The sequence below is a fragment of the Streptomyces sp. NPDC051963 genome (assembly GCF_044593495.1).
Taxonomy (GTDB): domain Bacteria; phylum Actinomycetota; class Actinomycetes; order Streptomycetales; family Streptomycetaceae; genus Streptomyces.
Genome location: NZ_JBIUCC010000011.1, coordinates 185,940 through 203,518, shown reverse-complemented (window position 1 = coordinate 203,518; position 17,579 = coordinate 185,940). Strand labels below are relative to the sequence as shown.

Annotated in this window: 17 protein-coding genes; 11 read left to right on the top strand and 6 right to left on the bottom strand. The window is 70.7% G+C overall.

The window, feature by feature from the left end:
• The first annotated feature begins 25 nt into the window (after positions 1-25).
• Positions 26-820, top strand: coding sequence for a DUF1707 domain-containing protein (locus tag ACIHFB_RS39515; RefSeq protein ID WP_365283284.1), 795 nt, complete (start codon positions 26-28; stop codon positions 818-820).
• A gap of 59 nt (positions 821-879) precedes the next feature.
• Here ACIHFB_RS39515 and ACIHFB_RS39510 read toward each other — a convergent pair whose 3' ends face one another.
• A complete protein-coding gene (locus ACIHFB_RS39510; RefSeq protein WP_400129431.1) occupies positions 880-2,217 on the bottom strand; it encodes an SGNH/GDSL hydrolase family protein in 1,338 nt (445 codons plus the stop codon).
• Positions 2,218-2,407: 190 nt separating this feature from the next.
• On the opposite strand from ACIHFB_RS39510, the gene ACIHFB_RS39505 reads away from it, so the two are divergent.
• Both ACIHFB_RS39505 and ACIHFB_RS39500 read left to right on the top strand, forming a co-directional pair.
• Positions 2,408-3,820, top strand: a complete 1,413-nt coding sequence (locus tag ACIHFB_RS39505) for a DUF445 domain-containing protein (protein WP_365283280.1) — start codon at positions 2,408-2,410, stop codon at positions 3,818-3,820.
• A gap of 72 nt (positions 3,821-3,892) precedes the next feature.
• Positions 3,893-4,363, top strand: coding sequence for a hypothetical protein (locus ACIHFB_RS39500; RefSeq protein WP_365283278.1), 471 nt, complete (start codon positions 3,893-3,895; stop codon positions 4,361-4,363).
• A gap of 454 nt (positions 4,364-4,817) precedes the next feature.
• On the opposite strand, the gene ACIHFB_RS39495 is transcribed toward ACIHFB_RS39500, so the two are convergent.
• Positions 4,818-6,248, bottom strand: coding sequence for an alginate lyase family protein (locus tag ACIHFB_RS39495; protein ID WP_400129484.1), 1,431 nt, complete (start codon positions 6,246-6,248; stop codon positions 4,818-4,820).
• Positions 6,249-6,417: 169 nt separating this feature from the next.
• On the opposite strand from ACIHFB_RS39495, the gene ACIHFB_RS39490 reads away from it, so the two are divergent.
• Positions 6,418-6,789: a VOC family protein gene (locus ACIHFB_RS39490; RefSeq protein ID WP_365283276.1), complete on the top strand. Its 372-nt coding sequence runs from the start codon at positions 6,418-6,420 to the stop codon at positions 6,787-6,789.
• A 39-nt stretch (positions 6,790-6,828) separates the two neighbouring features.
• Positions 6,829-8,121 (top strand): glycoside hydrolase family 27 protein, encoded by a 1,293-nt coding sequence (locus ACIHFB_RS39485; protein ID WP_400129430.1) that lies wholly within the window; start codon positions 6,829-6,831, stop codon positions 8,119-8,121.
• Positions 8,122-8,150: 29 nt separating this feature from the next.
• Here the strand turns inward: ACIHFB_RS39485 and ACIHFB_RS39480 are convergent, their stop codons facing one another.
• Positions 8,151-8,453, bottom strand: a complete 303-nt coding sequence (locus tag ACIHFB_RS39480) for a hypothetical protein (protein WP_400129429.1) — start codon at positions 8,451-8,453, stop codon at positions 8,151-8,153.
• A 148-nt stretch (positions 8,454-8,601) separates the two neighbouring features.
• Here ACIHFB_RS39480 and ACIHFB_RS39475 point away from each other — a divergent pair, with 148 nt between their 5' ends.
• Positions 8,602-9,489, top strand: coding sequence for an alpha/beta fold hydrolase (locus ACIHFB_RS39475; RefSeq protein WP_400129428.1), 888 nt, complete (start codon positions 8,602-8,604; stop codon positions 9,487-9,489).
• Positions 9,449-10,273: an inositol monophosphatase family protein gene (locus tag ACIHFB_RS39470; protein ID WP_400129427.1), complete on the top strand. Its 825-nt coding sequence runs from the start codon at positions 9,449-9,451 to the stop codon at positions 10,271-10,273. The genes ACIHFB_RS39475 and ACIHFB_RS39470 overlap by 41 nt, the downstream gene beginning before the upstream one ends.
• A gap of 343 nt (positions 10,274-10,616) precedes the next feature.
• Here ACIHFB_RS39470 and ACIHFB_RS39465 read toward each other — a convergent pair whose 3' ends face one another.
• The gene (locus tag ACIHFB_RS39465; RefSeq protein WP_400129426.1) at positions 10,617-11,270 is read right to left on the bottom strand and encodes an HAD family hydrolase; all 654 of its coding nucleotides are present in this window, start codon (positions 11,268-11,270) and stop codon (positions 10,617-10,619) included.
• Between the two features lie 30 nt (positions 11,271-11,300).
• On the bottom strand, positions 11,301-11,762 hold the full coding sequence (locus tag ACIHFB_RS39460) for a DUF5707 domain-containing protein (protein WP_400129425.1): 462 nt from the start codon (positions 11,760-11,762) through the stop codon (positions 11,301-11,303).
• A 314-nt stretch (positions 11,763-12,076) separates the two neighbouring features.
• Here ACIHFB_RS39460 and ACIHFB_RS39455 point away from each other — a divergent pair, with 314 nt between their 5' ends.
• The 4 genes from ACIHFB_RS39455 (at position 12,077) to ACIHFB_RS39440 (ending at position 16,842) form a co-directional block, all read left to right on the top strand.
• Positions 12,077-14,470 (top strand): histidine kinase, encoded by a 2,394-nt coding sequence (locus tag ACIHFB_RS39455; RefSeq protein WP_400129424.1) that lies wholly within the window; start codon positions 12,077-12,079, stop codon positions 14,468-14,470.
• Entirely contained in the window at positions 14,467-15,150 is a 684-nt protein-coding gene (locus tag ACIHFB_RS39450) for a response regulator (RefSeq protein ID WP_400129423.1), read from the top strand. The genes ACIHFB_RS39455 and ACIHFB_RS39450 overlap by 4 nt, the downstream gene beginning before the upstream one ends.
• 105 nt (positions 15,151-15,255) lie before the next feature.
• A complete protein-coding gene (locus tag ACIHFB_RS39445; RefSeq protein ID WP_365283260.1) occupies positions 15,256-15,576 on the top strand; it encodes an SCO4225 family membrane protein in 321 nt (106 codons plus the stop codon).
• A 147-nt stretch (positions 15,577-15,723) separates the two neighbouring features.
• Positions 15,724-16,842, top strand: coding sequence for a DUF4037 domain-containing protein (locus tag ACIHFB_RS39440; protein ID WP_365283258.1), 1,119 nt, complete (start codon positions 15,724-15,726; stop codon positions 16,840-16,842).
• A 59-nt stretch (positions 16,843-16,901) separates the two neighbouring features.
• On the opposite strand, the gene ACIHFB_RS39435 is transcribed toward ACIHFB_RS39440, so the two are convergent.
• Positions 16,902-17,558 carry a TetR/AcrR family transcriptional regulator gene (locus tag ACIHFB_RS39435; protein WP_400129422.1) on the bottom strand — a complete coding sequence of 219 codons (657 nt, stop codon included), beginning with the start codon at positions 17,556-17,558 and terminating at the stop codon, positions 16,902-16,904.
• Between the last annotated feature and the right edge of the window lie 21 nt (positions 17,559-17,579).

The following is a 17,579-nucleotide window of genomic DNA, read 5'->3' as shown; positions in this document are numbered from 1 at the left end:
CCCCGGAACTCGTAGGCTGAGGGATATGACGGACGATGCCCCGGAGCTGCGTGCCTCCGACGCTGATCGTGAACGAGTCGCCGAGGTGCTGCGGGATGCGGTCGCCGAGGGCCGTCTCGACATGACGGAGTTCGAGGAGCGGCTGGACGCGACGTACAAGGCGCGGACGTACGGCGAACTGGCGCCCATCACCCGGGACCTGCCCGCCGCCGGGGTGGTCCCGCCGACGGTCGACATGGTCAAGAAGCCCGTGGAGAGCGGGAGTTGGGCGCAGCGGATCGTCGGTGGCGAAGGTTCGTCGGCGTGGGGTGTCGCCGTGATGTCCGGCTTCCAGCGCAGGGGCCGCTGGACCGTGCCCAAGCGGTTCAACTGCTTCGCCTTCTGGGGCGGCGGTGAGATCGATCTGCGCGAGGCGAACTTCGCGGACCGCGAGGTCGAGATCAACTGCATCGCCATCATGGGCGGCATGAATGTGATCGTGCCGCCCGGCGTGGAGGTCGTCGTCCGCGGGCTCGGCATCATGGGCGGCTTCGACCAGCGCGAGGAGGGCGTGCCGGGAGAGCCCGGGGCCCCTCGTGTGATCGTCACCGGGTTCGCCTTCTGGGGCGGCGTGGGCGTGGAACGCAAGCTGACCCGCGCCGAGCGCAAGCGGCTGCGGGAGGAGCAGCGGCAGGGGAAGCTGGACCGGAAGACCGCGATACGCGAGCTTCAGGAGTCCTTCCGGGACGACCTGCACGATGCCCATCGGCGGATGCTCGAAGGGCATCGGGATCTGATGCATGACCGGCGCGAGGAGCGGCGGCGGCGCGGGGAGGATTGAGCCGGGGGCTCGTGGTTTGTGGTTCTGTGGTGCGAGGGGTGGGTGCGGCCTTCGGGGGCTCAGAGTTGCGCCGGGACGCCGCCCTTCAGGTCGTCCAGGTCGAACGCCTCCGTCATTCGTTTGTAGCCCTTGTCGCTCGGGTGCAGATGGTCCCCGGAGTCGTAGTCCGGGCGGAACTTCCGCGGGTTGTACGGGTCCCGTACCGCCGCGTCGAAGTCGACGACCGCGTCGAACACCTTGCCCGACCGGATCTCGGCGTTGATGTCCTGCCGGACGCCCTCCCGCTCGGACGAGTAGCCGTTGTGTCCCTGGAACGGCATCAGCGTCGCCCCGATGACCTTCAGCCCGCGTGCGTGGGCCTGCCGGACCAGGGTGCGCAGGCCCTCGACGATCGCGTCGGGGTCGGCGTGACCGGGGTTGCGGAGGATGTCGTTCACGCCGAGGTCGATGATGACGACCTTGACGTTCGTACGGCTGAGCACGTCACGGCCGAAACGGCCGAGGCCGGAGAGGTTCTCGGCCGGGCGGCCCAGGCCGTTGGCCAGGACCTGGTTCCCGCCGATGCCCTGGTTGACGAAGCTGTAGCGCGGCAGGTCCTCGCCGTCCTCGACCGCCTCGCGCAGCCGGTCCGAAAGAAGGTCGGGCCAGCGGTTGTTGGCGCCCGTGGAGGAGCCGACGCCGTCGGTGAGCGAGTCGCCGAAGGCGACGACGGTGCCGTTGGACTCGTTGCTCAGCACGTCGAGGGCGGTCAGATAGCGCCAGTACTCGACCTGCTCGGTGTACGCGGTGCCGGTCACGTCCTCGGTGAGGTCGCCCTGGGCGGCGTACGAGATCTGCCGCGACCGCGGATGGTAGGTGACCGGCCCGGCCGCGTTGGGGGAGTACGTGGTGACCAGCACGTCGCTGTCGTGCGGGACGGTGATGCGGACGGCGTCGCTCATCGCCTGCCGGCCGGCCGGTACGACGACGGTGGTGCTGCCGTTGAAGGTCAGCCGTCGCATGGTCTCGGGGACCGCCGCGGCCGTGCCGCCGCCCACCGCGATGGCGATGGTGGCGTGCGTGATCGTCAGCGGGGACTGGCCGTAGACGTTGGAGAGCGTGATCCGGGCGTTCGTCCCGCCCGCGCTGGTGTGCACGACGTTGCGTACGGAGCGGTTGGCCAGGCCGGTCATCTCGGTGCCGGGCTCGGCGCCGACCGGGGACGCGGACCAGGTGCCGACCCAGGTGCCCGTGGAGGCGGGCTCGGCCGGATTGCGCGGGGTACGGGCCCCGGCGAGGTTGTCCCTGCTGCGGCCGGTGCCGTCGCCGGCGGCCGCACCGACGTATATGGCAGCGGACAGCGCCACGATCAGGGCGATGATCGCGGCAAGCAGGGCATAACCGGCTTTCCTGGTCATGCGGTGCGTAACTCCTCGGGTGGACGGGAGCCCGAGGCTCCGATGTGATCATCGACCATGATGAGGCATGGGTAGGGGGGTAGTTGAACAGGCCCCCCACTGCGTGGCCCTGATTTCTCCCTGAGGTTCCTTCGTCCGGTAGGACTCCGGGAACTCTTGTTCCGTTCCGGGAGTCGGTCAGGAAGGGACAATGGGTAGGACGAGGGGGCGCGAACGGGTGGAGCGGATGGAACGTACCAAACCTGATGAACCGGGTGAAACGGATGCGGCTGACGTAGAGCAGCATGCCCGCTCGGGGGCGGCCGGTAACCGGGGCGTCCCCGGTGCGGCCGCACGTGCGATGACGACCTTCAGCGCCGCCGACTTGGAGAAGCAGCGCGGAGTGCGCCGGATGAAGCTCACCGCGACCGGGCTGTTGCTCTTCGTGGCGCTGGTGTACGTCCTGGCCAAGTGGGCGGACAACTCGGGGGCCGGCCCCTGGGCGGGCTATGTCGCCGCGGCCGCCGAAGCGGGCATGGTCGGTGCGATGGCCGACTGGTTCGCCGTGACCGCCCTCTTCCGGCATCCGCTCGGGCTGCCCATCCCGCACACCGCGATCATCCCGACCAAGAAGGATCAGCTGGGCGTCTCCCTGGGTGAGTTCGTCGGCGAGAACTTCCTCTCCGAAGACGTCGTACGGCAGCGGCTGCGTGCCGTCGGTATCGGCAGCCGGCTGGGTGCGTGGCTCGCGGAGCCGGACCATGCCGATCGCGTGACCGCCGAGTTGTCCGCCGCCCTTCGGGGTGCGCTGACCGTGCTGCGGGACTCCGATGTGCAGGCCGTGGTCGGGGAGGCGATCACGCGGCGGGCCGACGCCCAGGAGATCGCGCCCGGAATCGGCAAAATGCTGGAGAAGGTCGTCGCCGACGGCGGTCACAAGCGGGTCGTCGATCTTGTCGTCGCCCGTGCGCACGACTGGCTCGTGCTCCATGACGAGCAGGTCATGGATGCCGTGCAGGGTGGGGCTCCTGGGTGGACGCCGCGGTTCGTCGACAAGAAGGTCGGGGAGCGGGTCTACAAGGAGCTGCTGCGGTTTGTGACCGAGATGCGGGACATGCCGTCCCATCCGGCGCGGGGTGCGCTCGACCGGTTCCTCACCGACTTCGCGTCCGACCTGCAGTCCGACACCGACACGCGTGCGCGTGTCGAGCGGCTGAAGGGGGAGGTGCTGGGGCGGGGTGAGGTGCAGGATCTCATCGCGTCCGCCTGGACCGCCGTGCGTTCGATGATCGTCTCGGCCGCTGAGGACGAGCGCAGTGAGCTGCGGCTTCGGGTGCGGGCCTCGCTGCTGTCGTTGGGGGCGCGTATGGCTGACGATCCTCGGTTGCAGGGCAAGGTCGACAGTTGGGTGGAGGGGGCTGCTGTTTATGTCGTTTCCACGTATCGCAAGGAGATCACCTCTCTGATCACCGACACCGTCGCCGGGTGGGACGCCGAGCACACGACGCGGAAGATCGAGGCGCATATCGGGCGCGACCTTCAGTTCATCCGGATCAACGGCACGGTGGTGGGGTCGCTGGTGGGGTTGCTGATCTATACGGTGACGCGGGTGCTGGGTGCCTAGGTAGGGGTGAGGGTGTGCGTCTGAGTACGCGTACTCTGTCGGGCTTCTGGTTGCGGGGGAACCCTCGCATGTATGACCGAAAAGACCGAGAAGCTGCTGAGTCCTCTGCGGATGCGCGCGTGGCCGGAACGCTGGCTGACTCGCGTGCTCGGCGCCGTCCTCGCGGGGGCGGCGTATCTGGTCTGCATACCCTGGGATCTGCGTAATCGCGTCCAGAGCCCGGGCTCCATGCATGAGACGACGCCGGTGACGGGTGTGGGCGTGGTTCTGCTGGCCGTCGCCCTGCTCCTGTTGGCGGCGTATTTCGGCCACCGTGACGACCTGGCCTGGCCGCTTGTGCTGGTGGCCGGGCCGGCCATTGCCCTGATGTACGTCTCCCTGCGCACCCACCCCGGGCCGCCTGACGGTTTCGCGGGCGCATGGCCTTTGGCCTGGGCCTTCTTCAGTCTGGTGATCGCGGCGGGGGTGTTGGTCGCGGCGACGGTGGGGCGGGCGTTTCGGCGGGAGGGGGAGGAGCTGGGGGAAGGTGTGCTGCTGCGGTGAGAGTGCTGCCTGCCTGCCTGCCGGCCTGCCTGCGGGTGGGTGGTGGGTCGGGGCCGTGGTGGGGGTGTCCGTCCTCGGAACGGCGCGAAATCGGTCTCTCACCAACTCACCCGCGTTGACGCGCCAACCACTGCGGGCGGACACCCCCACCACGTCCCCTCACCGCCGTACGAGGGTGCGGCTGCGCGGGGGCGCACGAGCGATACCCCACACGCCAGCGACTCAGCCCAGCTGGGGGCAGCCGCCCAGGTGGCGGTGGGCAGTCGGCCCCGCCACCAATCTGCGGGCGCCGGTCCCCCTCAGCTGCGGGTAACCCCGCCCGGCCCCGCTGCGGCCACCCTCCCGCCCAGCTGCGGGCATTCGTGCCGCCTAGGGCGGCACGGGTGGGCGCAGGCGGTGCCCCGGTAGCGCCGGGTTGCGCGACCCGCTCTGCCCCAGCCCCCACGCCGGGTGGTTATTGGTTCTGCTGGCGCATACGGTCACGTCGGCGTAGGAACAGGACTCCGCCGGTGATGGCTGTGATGCCGGCGGCTGCCGTCCAGCCGAGCAGGTCGTTGGAGCCCGTGGCTGCCAGGTTTCCGTCGGAGGCGGCGGCCGGTGTGGACGCCGTTCCCTGCGGGAGAGGGGCCGACCCGGTGGTTGGGGGTGGGGTCGCGGCCGATGGGGACGGGGCTGGTGATGCCGTTGTGTTCTTGGACTTGTCCCGCGTGAATGCCAGCGTGCCGAAGCCGAGTTGGTCGTAGCCGCCGCTGTTGGGGCCGTAGTCCCCGCCTCCGCCCTCCGGCGAGGACTTCGCGGCGATCTGGGTGAGGTAGGACGCGGACAGGCCCCGCCGCTTGGTGTAGTGGTTGGCGATCATCGCCCAGATGGGGCGCGTCATCGCCGGGTCGACGGCCGCGGCGTCGGTGGCGGTCTCCTGGCCGGACCAGCCGTTGATCGCGCCCTTCGCACGGGTGTTGGCGGTGTACGAGACGTCACCGCCCATGCTCCACTTGGCGACGTACTGGGCGCCTTTGAGGAACCGGCTGTCGTCGTAGCCGTACAGGTCGATGCCCTGGTTCCACGCCATCTCGCAGAACGTACCCATCAGGCCGACGCCGAGGAGCGCGTGCCCCTGGTCGCGACCGGCCTCCAGCCACTCCCCGAGGCCGTCGTCGTGGAGGACGGGGATGGCCTTCTTGATGGAGCCGAGCCCCTCGCCGTGCTTGAAGTAGTCGACGGCGCGGGCGACCTGGGCCTTGTCGTCGCAGAAGAGGCCGGTGGCCAGGACGCAGCACATGGCGGTGAGGTCCCAGTTCGTCCAGTAGTTGGTGACGACGGCGTCGTTGTGCTTGACCAGGAAGCTGTCGCTGAGCGGTGCGAAGACCGTGGCCAGCATCTCCTGGAAGCGGTCGAGCTCGAAGTCGGGGTGGTCGCGGACCAACTCGGCGGCGTTGGCGAACTGGTAGCCGTACAGACCGGCGGCGAGGAAACGGTCGGCGTTCCCCGCGAGGGTGGTGAGCTCGGCCGACCAGGCGTTCAGGATCGCCACGGCGGTATCGAGGTGCGCGCTGTCGCCGCTGACGTGTCCGCGCAGGGCGTTCTGGTAGGCGGCATGGATGTCGTTGTAGAGGGTCACGTAGTTCTGGCCGGATCCTCCCCGGACCACGGTGGTCTGCGGGCGGGCCGTCCAGCCGCTCTGTGCATGGGAGTTGGCGCTCAGCTTGGCGAAGCCGGTGGTGTAGGGAGCGGCGCCCGCCTTCACCTTGGCCGCCATACGGGCGAGGTCGGTACGGGTGTGCAGGAGGCCGGGGTGCGCGAAGGTACTGCCGGCGGCCGTCGCCGGCGGTGCGACTGTGCTGACGACTCCGGCTGCGACGGCCGTGGAAGCCGTGGCCTTGAGCATGCTCCGGCGGCTGATCTCTCGTGTCACGTGCTTCGTTCCTCGGGGTCGAAGGGCGCGTGCCTGTGGGCGGGGACGGTGAGGAGACGGGCGGGAGTGGGCGCCGATAACAAAAAACGGAGTCTGTGGAGTGGCGGGGTGCGTTGTCAGTGGTGGTTGCGACCATGGGGTCATGACCATTCGCAGGATTGTTCCCAACGTTCAGGTCGAGTCGGAGGAGTCGATGACGTCGTGCTCCGACTTCTACGGCCTGCTGGGCTTCGAGGAAGTCATGAACATGGGGTGGGTCCGTACCCTTGCCTCCCCTGCCAACCCCAGTGCCCAGATCAGCTTCTTCACCGAGGAGCGCACCGGGCCCGTCGTCCCCGACCTGAGCGTCGAGGTCGAGGACGTCGACTCGGTGTACGCGCAGGTGAACGCCTCGGGCGCGGAGATCGTACGAGAACTGCGGGACGAGGAGTGGGGCGTACGGCGCTTCTTCGTCCGGGATCCGAGAGGGCAGGTGGTGAATGTGCTCAGCCATCGCGCCGTCGCCCAGCCGTAGTCAGCAGCGTCCTTCGTACTCGCCCAGGAGCCGTTCACCATGACCCGATCGACACGTCCGATCCCTGACCGCGCGCTGCGGCCCCCGATGGGCTGGAACAGCTGGGACTGCTACGGCACCACCGTCACCGAGGACGAGGTCCTCGCCAACGCCGAGTTCATGCGCGAGCATCTGCTGCCGTTTGGGTGGGACACCGTGGTGGTGGACATCCAGTGGTACGACCCAACTGCCCGCGCCCATGGCTACAACCCCGACGCCCCACTCGTCCTCGACGCCCACGGCCGTCAACTGCCCGCGCCGAACCGGTTCCCGTCCGCGGCGGACGGCGCAGGATTCGGCCCGCTGGCCGACCGCGTGCACCGACTGGGCCTGCGTTTCGGCCTGCACATCATGCGCGGCATCCCGCGCCGTGCCGTCGTCGGCCGATTGCGGGTAGCGGGCACCGACTTCACTGCGGACGAGATCGCCGACACCGGCTCCGTCTGCCCGTGGAACTCCGACAACTACGGGCTGAACCACGACCACCCGGGCGCCCAGGCGTACTACGACGCGCAGGTCGCCCAATTCGCCCGCTGGGGCGTCGACTTCATCAAGGCCGACGACATGCTCTTCCCCTACCACGAGCGGGAGATCTCCGCCTACGCCGAGGCCATCGCCCGCAGCGGCCGTTCCATCGAGCTGAGCCTGTCACCCGGCACGGACGTCTCCGTCGCCCACCTCGACCACCTGCGCGACTCGGCCACGATGTGGCGTGTCTGCGACGACCTGTGGGACCGGTGGGAGGACGTCGAGGCGCAGTTCGGCCGTATGGCCCGCTGGGCACCCTGGCAGGGCGAGCGCGGCTGGGCCGACGCCGACATGCTGCCGCTCGGCCACATCGGCATCCGGGCCGAGCGGGGAGAGGACCGGCTGTGTCTCCTCACCCGCGACGAGCAGATCAGTCTGCTGAGCCTGTGGCTGATCTCCCGTTCCCCGCTGATGATGGGCGGCGATCTGCCGAGCAGCCCGGCCGAGACCATCGAACTGCTCACGAACGACGAGGCGCTCGACGTCCTGTGGCACGGCACGGACAGCCGCGAGGTGCTCCGGGAGGACGCGCTTGTGCTGTGGACGGCCGGCGACAGCGACGGACGTATGCGCTATGCGGCCGTGTTCTCACTGGCGGACAGCCCGGAGAAGGTCACCGTGCCCCTCGGCTCCATGGGCGCCCGGCCCGGCGACCACATCCGGGAGCTGTGGACCCACACCGACCTCGCCCATGACGGCCACAGCCTCCACGTCGACCTGCCGGCCCACGGCTCGGCCCTCTACCGGCTCACCCCGCCGGCCTGAGCACGGGCACGACCGGCCCCGGTCCGTGGTCAGCCGCGTCGGTCCGCGACCGCCCACGACGCCAGAGCCACGACCCCCGCGACCCCGAAGACGGCAGGCCAGGCGCCCACCTTCTTCGCCAGCGGGTGGGAACCGGCGAAGGCGGCGACATAGGTGGCGGTCAGCGCGCCGGCGGCCTTCCCGCCGGCCTGCTGCCGCCACTGGAGCGCCGCCGCGGCTCCGGCGACGGCCAGCACGGCACCGCCGAGCTCCCGCTTCCTGGTCCACCGCGCCACGCCGTACCCGCCGACGAGCCCGCTCGCGGCGACCAACGCACTGGGAACCTTCGCCATGCCTGCCTCCTGCTGCCGCTCGATCCGCCGTTCAAGACCGATACGCCCCGAGGCTAACCCGCCCGCTGCGTGCGCCCGCGAACCTGAGTCGGGGGCTGTCAAGGGGCGAGGGTGGCCCACCCGGACCATCCACCTGACAGGAACGCATTTGAAGACGCTCACCACCCCGGACGGCACCCGTATCGCCTACCGCGACCACAGGCCGCCGCCCACCCCGCGGTGTCCGGACCCCGTGCTGCTCCTGCATGGGCTGGCGGGGCACATGGGCGAGTGGGACGACCTGGTGCGACGGCTGCTGGACGACGGCCGCCGGGTGGTGACGTACGACGCCCGGGGCCACGGCGCCAGCACCCGCCGACCGCCGACGGTGAGCCGGGAGGCCTGCGTCGCGGACGCCGTGGCCCTGATCGAGGAACTCTCCCTGGCCCCCGTGGCCCTGATCGGCCAGTCCCTGGGCGGCCACACGGCCATGCTGCTGGCCGCCGCGCACCCCACCCTCGTGACGTCCCTGACCCTCATCGAGGCGGGCCCGGGCGTACCCACCCCGGACCCGCCCTCCCACATCGCGGCGTGGTTGGACAGCTGGCCCACCCCCTTCCGTTCCCCGGCCGCGGCCCGGGCCTTCTTCGGCCATGAGGCGTGGGCGGCGAACCTGGAGGAACGGGAGGACGGCTGGTACCCGAGGGTCGATCGGGACACAATGATCGCGGCGGTGACGGAGCTGGCCACCCACGACCACTGGGACGACTGGACCAGGATCACCTGCCCGGCGCTCGTGATCCGCGGAGCGGACGGCACGATGCCCGAGCGCGACCACACGGAGATGCGGGCCCGCCGCCCCACCCGTACGACCCTCGAAGTGATCCCGGCCGCGGCCCACGACGTACATCTGGACCAGCCGGAACGCCTGCACACGGCGGTGAGTTCCTTCTTCGCCGCCGATGCCGGGACGGCCGTACACGAAGACGTACACGAAGACGTACACGAAGACGCACATGAAGACGTACACGACGAACTGCGAGCGAACCGTGAGTGATGACCTCGACCGCGCCCTGACCGTCGCGACCCGGCTGGCCGAGTGGGCGTCGGAGGTGATCCGCCGGCCGCGTGGCGCGGCGGACGGTCCGGTGCGGGAGAAGGCGAGCCCCGCCGACATCGTCACGGACACGGACGAGGCGATCGAGACGTACGTACGATCGCTCCTGCGCTCGAAGTTCCCCTCCTACGGCATCGAAGGCGAGGAGCACGGCGTCCACGAGGGCGCGCCGGACGCCCCGCACTGGGTGATCGACCCGGTCGACGGTACGACGAACTATGCGCACGGCATCGGCTGGTGCTCCTTCTCGCTGGGCCTGGCCGCCTCCGACGGCACGCCGCTGCTGGGAGTCGTCGCCGACCCCTGGCGCGGCGAGGTCTTCACGGCGATCCGGGGCAGGGGCGCCCACCTGAACGGCGCCCCCACCCACGCCGCCGACCACACCACCCTCACCGGCCATGTCTTCTTCACCGAATGGGCGGCCCACGCGCACTGGCCCGGCATGGACCATCTGCTCGCCGAACTCTCCGCCCGCCACTGCACGGTCCGTGTCATGGGCTCCACGGCCCTCTCTCTGGCCCAGGTCGCCGCGGGCCGTGCCTCGGCCACCGCGATCGGCGAGTTCCACCCCGTGGACGGACTCCCGGCCCTTCTGATCGCCACGGAGGCGGGAGCGGTGGCGCTGCCTCAACTCCCTGCTTACGACGAGCCGTTGCTGCTGGCCGCGCCGGGAGTGGCGGGTGAAGCGGGGGAGTTGTGGCGGGCGACCGTCCGGCCTGAGTGATCGGCGCAGAAGAATTCCGTACTTGCGGCAACCCTTCCGTGTCCGGTGGCGACAGAGAGATGGAAGCGGCCCGAGAGGCAGCCGATGCGGCAGGAGTGACACAGGAGTGGCATCCGATGCGGCAGAAGGCAAACGCTCGGCCGGCTTGACGGGCCGCTTCCGCCCACCGAACCCTTCGGACGAGTGCTTGCGTCACCATCACCATCACCATCACCTGAACCACCGTGAGTGGTGAGCCCCCGGGACGAGGGCCCACCACAACCCGCTCAGGAAACGGGGCCTGAGCGCCGCGTCGGCCCCCACCGCCCGGTCACGGCGGTGGGGGCCGACGTGCGTACGGAGGTCAATCCGACGTGAGCAGCAGGCTGATCGCGGTCGGCGCGTCCGTAGCCGAGAGATCGGGCCCAGTCTCCCCATGCGCCCACTTGCCGTGGCGATCGACCCACACCGTCCGCAGGCCGGCGGCCCGGCCGCCCGCGATGTCGTGCCCGGGACTGTCGCCCACCATCCAGCCGCCGCGCGCCAGACCCAGACCGCAACGGGCCGCGGCCAGCCGGAAGATCCGCACGTCCGGCTTGCGGATGCCGACCTCCCCGGAGACGCAACAGCCGTCCACTCGTTCACTCAGCCCGGTACGGCGGATCTTCGCGAGCTGAGTGTCGGCCATCCCGTTGCTGACGATGCCCACGCGCCACCCGGATTCCCGCAACTGCGACAGCCCGTCGAGCACTTGGGGATCGCACCGGACCAGTTCCGGCATCCGGGAGCGGAATGCTGCCCACAACTCCTCACTGGATTCGGGCAGCCGGTAACGCTCCCGGACCTCACGAAAGAACTGGCCGCGGGGTCGCAGCCCCTGTCCGTCCGCGGCGACCAGCCAGCCCGCCGCCTCGTCCGCCAGCCCATGCGCGTCCGCGAACTCCACCGCCCACGCGTGGAACGCGAGCTGCCGGTCGACGAGGGTGTTGTCCAGGTCGAAGAGGGCCAGTCGCTGCACAGGGCCCAACCCTACGACCGCGGTCGTGGGTCAGCGTGTGATGTCGAAGCTGGCTGCGCGCGGCACGAGTGTCGTGTTCCCGTCCTTGGCCGTCGCCAGCGCCGAGATGTGCCAGGTGCCCTGGTCCAGCTCGGCGGCCTCCTTCTTGGTGACCTTCAGTGCGTAGGTGCAGCGGGAGGTCTCGTCCGAGGTGCGCTCGCACTTGGCGCTGTCCACGTGCCGAAGTTCCGCCTCGGTCGGGTCGAGCTTCGAGCTCGCGGGCCATGCGATGACCTTGAGCCCGCGGATGCCGGAGTCGTCACTGACGTCCGCGGTGAAGGTGAGCGAGCCCGCCTTGCCGTCGGACGGAGCGACGTAGCGGACCGAGCTGTTCTCCAGGGCCGGCGTCGCGGGGGCGGAGGCAGAGGCCGAGGCCACGGCGAGACCGCCGGCGGCGATTCCGCCGACGACGGCGATACCGATGAGCGACGAGACGAGGATGTGCTTGGACATGGGAGGTCCCCCTGAGTTCGTTGGTCGTTGGTCGTTGGTCGATGTTCGTTGTTCGTTGTTCGTTGAAGTGGAACGCGGAATGCGGTGAAGAACCGCTGGTCGACCGCGTTCTCGATGTGATCGAGCCTAGGGTCGGGGGCAGGGCCCGGTCCTCACGCTGCGGGACGAATGCCGCGTTGAACCGGAGGTAGAGAACGCCCCGGAGCCTCCACCCCGCGCCGCGCCGCCGGCGCCTCTATAACCCAGGTACGAGGACGACATCCCCCTTCAGCCGGAGCCGGGCCGCTCACTCGCGGACCTAGCCTTGATCCGTCATGAATCGAACCGACGACCGGCTGCTCCCGGTCCTGCTGATCTGCGCCCAGGCCCTCGTGTGGCCCGGCGCGGAGCTGACGCGTGGGGCGGTGCCGTCCGCGCCCGACCTTCTCGTGGCCGTCCTGGTCGCCGGACCGGTGACGGCCGCACTCGCCCTCCGGCGCAGTCGCCCGGTGGCCACCCTCATCCTGATCGCCGCCGCCTGTGCGCTCGGCGCCGGACCGCTGCCCACCGGGGCGTTGGCGGTACTCGGGACCGCGGGTGTCGCGCTGGCCCTGTTCACCGTGGCGACCGAACGCGACACCTTCACCGCCGTGTTGTGCGTCCTGGCGCTCGCCGTCTGGCAACTCCTGCAAGGCATCAGCCTGCACGGACTCAGCGACCGGAACGGCCTCGACCTGGTCCTGACCGCCGTCCTGTACGCCGTAGCGTGCGGCGCGGGTCTCCTCGTACGGCGGACCCGCCGCGCGCGGCGCACGGCCGAACGGCAGCTGAAGCGGGCCGAGGCGGAGCGCCACCGGCTCCCGGCGACCGAACGACGCCGTATGGAAAGGGAGTTGCACGACGTCAGCGCCCACCATCTGACGGCCGTGGTGGTCACCGCCGGGGCGGCGCTCGGACTGCGTGACCGTCGTCCCGAACTGGAGGGCGAGGCACTCCGGTTCGCGGTCGAGACCGGCCGCGAGGTCACCCGGGCGCTCGGCGCCGTACGGGCGCCGGCGCCCTCGCGGGACGAACTGCCGTCGCCCCAGGAGCGGTTGCGGGGTCTGGTCGAGGGCTTCCGCCGACTGGGCCAGCCGGTCGACTGCGACATCGATCCGCTACCGGACGGCGCCGTCGCGGACGCCGCGTACGGCATCGTGCGCGAGGCGCTGACCAACGTGGCGCGGCACGCCCCCGGTGCGCATACGACGGTGCTGTGCCGGTACGGCGACACCCGCACGGACGTCGTGGTCACCAGCGCCGCTCCGCCGGCCGGTGCGGCGGCGCACGGCGCGGGACTGGGCGGCGGACGCGGTCAGGGCTTCCTGCGGTCCCGGGCCCGCGAGGCGGGCGGCACCCTGCACACCGGCCCGACGCCGGACGGCGGTTGGGAGGTGCGCGCGGTTCTGCCCGGCCGCACCGCCGCCCCGCCGGAGCGGTCCGTGCCGCGCACCTATCGCCTGGCGCAGGTGACGGCCGCCGTCGGCCTCGTGCTTCAGCCGCTGCTCCCCGTACTGGTCATCCGGCCGGAGACGACGTCGAACGACGGTACGCAGGTGTCCGCGGGCGTGCTCTTCGCGTTGCTGGCCGCGGCCCAGGCGGTCGCGCTGCTGTGGCTGCGCCGGACGCCCCGTGTCTCGTACGGCGTCCTGATCGGCCTCGCTCTGCTCTGGCCGGTGGCGATGGCCACCGGCGAGTACACCGGTCCGGTCGTCCTGCCGCCCGCGCTGAGCATGCTCGCCACCTGCACGGCACTCGCCGCGGACGCTGCCCGTACGGCCGCCGGCTCGACCCCGGCCGGTGACCGTCCACGCATGCCCCGCCCGTTCCTCCCCGTCGCCGTGATCGCGGCCGTGGTGGTGCACGCGGCCGCAGTGATCGGCGCCGTACTGGACCGGGGTACGACGGTTCCCGTCTGGGCGGTCGTCGTGTCGGCGGCGGCCGGGGTGTCGCTGGTGGTCGGCGCGGCTCGGTGGGGCGGGGCCCTGCGTGGGCGGCGGGACCGGGTTGACCGGGGCAGGCAGGAAGAACGTCTCGCCACATGGACCGAGGAGGCCGTCCGGGACGCCTGGGCCGAGCGCCGCCGGATCGCCGCGGGGTTGGAGACCACCGTGCTGGCGCGTACCGCCGACATGGTCGAGCAGGCGCAGGCGGGCCGCCTCGACGCGACCGCCGAGCGCGCCCGCGAGGCCCTGGCCGCGATGCGCGCCCTGCTCGACACGGTCCGGGACGGCGAGGGTGTGGGTGAGGGTGAGACGGGGCCCGAACTGCGGCCGCAGCCCACCCTCCAGGCGCTCGACCTGCTCGCCCATCAGTGCCGCGCCACCGGCCGATCCGTCGAGATCCGCCTGACCGGCCGCGTACCGGAACGGCTGCCCACCGAGGTGGACCTGGCCGCCTACCATGCCGCCGAAACGGTGCTCGCGACCGGCGGCGAGCAGCCCGCCGTACTCGAACTCGACGCGGACGACGATACGTTGACGCTCACGGCCACCGGCGTGCCCGACGCCGCCGGTCCCGCCGTACGGGAGCGGCTGGCGGCCCGGGTCGCGGTCCTCGGCGGCACGCTGACCACCGGCCCGCCGGGTACGGTCGTCCTCCGACTGCCACTCACGCCGGTTCAGCAGGAGGCAGATCAGGCAGATCAGGCGGAGCAGGTAGATCACGCAGACGAGGTGAGGGAACGATGAGCCTCAGTGTGCTGGTCGTCGACGACCAGGGTGTCGTACGGGCCGGATTCGCCGCGGTGATCGACGCCGAGGAGGACATGACGGTCGTCGGTGAGGCCGCCGACGGTGTCGCAGCGGTGCGTCTCGCCGAGGAGCTGGCACCCGACGTGGTCGTCATGGACGTACGGATGCCCGAGCTGGACGGCATCGCCGCCACCCGCATCATCACGGGCAGGGAGAACGCACCCCGCGTCCTCGTCCTGACCACCTTCGACCTCGACGCGTACGTCTTCGACGCGCTGCGCGCCGGAGCCTCCGGATTCCTGCTCAAGGACGTACACGCCGCTGAACTGCTGCACGGCATCCGGGTGGTGGCCGCCGGGGAGAGCGTGCTCGCCCCGTCCGCGACCCGTTGGCTCATCGGTCACTACGCGACCGGGGTCGGCACCGGATTCCGGTCCGAGGGCGGTCCGCGTGAGCTGGAGAGCCTGACCGGCAGCCAGCGCAACGTCCTGAGCCTGCTCGCGTCCGGCCTCAACAACGCGGAGATCGCCGAGGAACTCGGCATCACCGTGGGCACCGTGAAGTCCCATGTGAACGCCCTGCTGCGCAAACTCGGCCTGCGTGACCGCGTACAGGCGACGATCCTCGCGTACGACCTCGGCCTCGCCCGCCCCAACCCGCCCGGCACCCACCTCTGACGACCACCGGCTACCGCCGCTGGCCCGCTGGCCCGCTAGCCCTGGCCAACGCTCCGCCCTTCACGGGCACGCCCCAAAACCCCACCGACCGAGGAGTTCACCACCGTGACCGGTTCCGGCCGATCCTTTCCCCGCAGTCTGCGCCACGCTCTCGGCAACGTCGTCGCCCGCGTCTACCTCGCGCTCTGCGCCGTCCTGCTCGTGTGGGCCGTAGTGGTGAGCGTCGGCGACAGCTCGGACGAGTCCATGGCGGGTGTCATCCCGCTGCTCGCCACCGCCCCGGCCAGCCTTGTGCTCCTGGCGTTGCCGGACCACGTCGCGATGTTCGTCGTCGCCGTCGTGTTCGGGGCGCTGGTCAACGCCACGATCATCGGCTGGTGCGCCCGCGCGCTGCGTCGCGGCGACAGCGCGGATTCGGCGTCCTGAGGCAGACGCTCTCCTCATACCCCTCAGTGGTCCGGGGCTCAACTGGCAGCCGTACCAGTCGGCTTCGCGCTCTCGCGCCACCGGGGGACGGACAACGGCGTGAAAGTCGCTCGCGCGATCATGTGGATTTTGGGAAGGGTCTCAGGCATGAGCTTCACGAATATGCCACCTTTCATACCGGGCCTTGAACTCTCCCGCCGGTTCTACATAGATGCCGTACGTCCTCTCCTGGAGGAAGCCGCCCCAGGGATCCCGCACTCCGCCGCCCGTCTCGGCAGCGGTTCCGAGGTCCTCGGCTACGACACCCCCCGCTCGACCGACCACGAATGGGGCCCCCGCCTGCAACTCTTCCTCCGTCGCCGGGATGTCTCCCGTTATGGCGGCCGCATCAGACATCTCCTCGCCGAACACCTCCCGAAGACCTTCGCGGGCTACCCGACGCACTTCGCACCCACCGGCGACGGTGACATCCGGGTCATGCAGGCCACCGACGGACCGGTTCACCACCGCATCGAAGTCACCCACCGCGCCGCCTGGTTCACCGACGTCCTCGGCTTCGACCCGGCACAGGGCGTCACCACGGCGGACTGGCTGGCCACCCCCACCCAGCTACTCGCCGAGGTCACCGCCGGCGCCGTATTCCACGACGGCCTCCATGAACTCGGCCCCCTGCGCCACACCTTGCGCTGGTACCCGCGCGACGTCTGGCTCCACGTCCTGGCCTGCCAATGGCAGCGCATCTCCCAGGAGGAGGCCTTCGTCGGCCGCTGCGGCGAAGTCGGCGACGAACTCGGCTCCGCCGTGGTCACCGCCCGCCTCGTCCGCGACCTGATGCGGCTGTGCCTCCTCATGGACCGCCGCTACCCGCCGTACGGCAAATGGCTCGGCAGCGCGTTCGCCCGCACCCACGCGGCCCCCCACCTCACCCCCGTCCTCACCGCCGCCCTCGCGGCCACCGACTGGCACACCCGCGAACGCCACCTCTCGCGCGGCTACGAGATAGCCGGCGACATCCACAACCAGCTCGATCTGACCCACCGCGTCGACCCGGCCACCCGCCCGTACCACTCCAGACCGTTCAGCGTCCTGCACGCCGAACGCTTCGCCGAGGCCCTGACCCGCCGCATCGCCGATCCCGCGCTCCGTGAACTGCCGGCGGTCGGGGCGGTGGACCAGTTCGTGGACAGTACGGAGGTGCTGGTGCGGCCGGAACTGACGCGTGCGGTGAGCGATGTGATGTGGAAACAGCGGGTGGAGCTGCTCTGACCGGGGGTTGAGGGAGGGGCGTTTGTCAACGTCGGTGATTGGAATCCCGACGGTCGGCTTCACGGCCGGGTGCGTCGTTCGGCGGCGTCGAACGCGGGCGCGAGCGGGGTCAGCGCCGCGCGGAGCTGGTCGGGCAGTGAACCGGTGGGTACGACCAGTCCGCCCGCTGCATTCGCAGCCCCTGCGCTCCCGTCCGGCCGGAGCCAGCCTTCCAACGCGATGCGGACCGCCGCGGCCACGCTCGCCGCGAGAACGCGCGCTGTGTGCGCTCCGGCGTCACCGTCCCCCAGGCGTTCGGCGATCACCGCGGTGAGAGGGGGCTCGATGCCGGCGGTGGTGTCGAGGAACGCGTCGCGCAGCGCGGTCCGCGTGATGATCAGCAACAGCGCCTCTTGCTCGCGCTCACCGGTGTTCGTGTACTGCTCGACCACCGCTTCGGTGATGGCGTCGGCCAGGCGCACTTCTGCGGGCCGGTCCGCGACCGCCGCCGCGATACGCGCCTCCCGGTCCGCGGTGACAGCGGCGACGATCGCCTGCTCGCGGCTGGCGAAGTAGTTGTTGTAGGTGCGCGGCGAGACCCCGGCCGCCTCGGCGATGTCCTCGACCCGCACCTGATCCGGCCCGCGCTCCACGGCCAGACGCAGGGCAGCCTCACGTAGCGCCTCGCGCGTGGCCTGCTTCTTACGCTCCCGCAGTCCCGGTGGTGGTGTCGTCACGGTGTCAGTGTTCCATGCAGG

Bases quoted from the DNA above. Each gene is read 5' to 3' on its own strand.
- ACIHFB_RS39515 (WP_365283284.1), top strand. From the start codon at position 26: ATGACGGACGATGCCCCGGAGCTGCGTGCCTCCGACGCTGATCGTGAA.
- ACIHFB_RS39510 (WP_400129431.1), bottom strand. From the start codon at position 2,217: ATGACCAGGAAAGCCGGTTATGCCCTGCTTGCCGCGATCATCGCCCTG.
- ACIHFB_RS39505 (WP_365283280.1), top strand. From the start codon at position 2,408: ATGGGTAGGACGAGGGGGCGCGAACGGGTGGAGCGGATGGAACGTACC.
- ACIHFB_RS39500 (WP_365283278.1), top strand. From the start codon at position 3,893: ATGACCGAAAAGACCGAGAAGCTGCTGAGTCCTCTGCGGATGCGCGCG.
- ACIHFB_RS39495 (WP_400129484.1), bottom strand. From the start codon at position 6,248: ATGCTCAAGGCCACGGCTTCCACGGCCGTCGCAGCCGGAGTCGTCAGC.
- ACIHFB_RS39490 (WP_365283276.1), top strand. From the start codon at position 6,418: ATGACCATTCGCAGGATTGTTCCCAACGTTCAGGTCGAGTCGGAGGAG.
- ACIHFB_RS39485 (WP_400129430.1), top strand. From the start codon at position 6,829: ATGACCCGATCGACACGTCCGATCCCTGACCGCGCGCTGCGGCCCCCG.
- ACIHFB_RS39480 (WP_400129429.1), bottom strand. From the start codon at position 8,453: ATGGCGAAGGTTCCCAGTGCGTTGGTCGCCGCGAGCGGGCTCGTCGGC.
- ACIHFB_RS39470 (WP_400129427.1), top strand. From the start codon at position 9,449: ATGAAGACGTACACGACGAACTGCGAGCGAACCGTGAGTGATGACCTC.
- ACIHFB_RS39460 (WP_400129425.1), bottom strand. From the start codon at position 11,762: ATGTCCAAGCACATCCTCGTCTCGTCGCTCATCGGTATCGCCGTCGTC.
- ACIHFB_RS39455 (WP_400129424.1), top strand. From the start codon at position 12,077: ATGAATCGAACCGACGACCGGCTGCTCCCGGTCCTGCTGATCTGCGCC.
- ACIHFB_RS39450 (WP_400129423.1), top strand. From the start codon at position 14,467: ATGAGCCTCAGTGTGCTGGTCGTCGACGACCAGGGTGTCGTACGGGCC.
- ACIHFB_RS39440 (WP_365283258.1), top strand. From the start codon at position 15,724: ATGAGCTTCACGAATATGCCACCTTTCATACCGGGCCTTGAACTCTCC.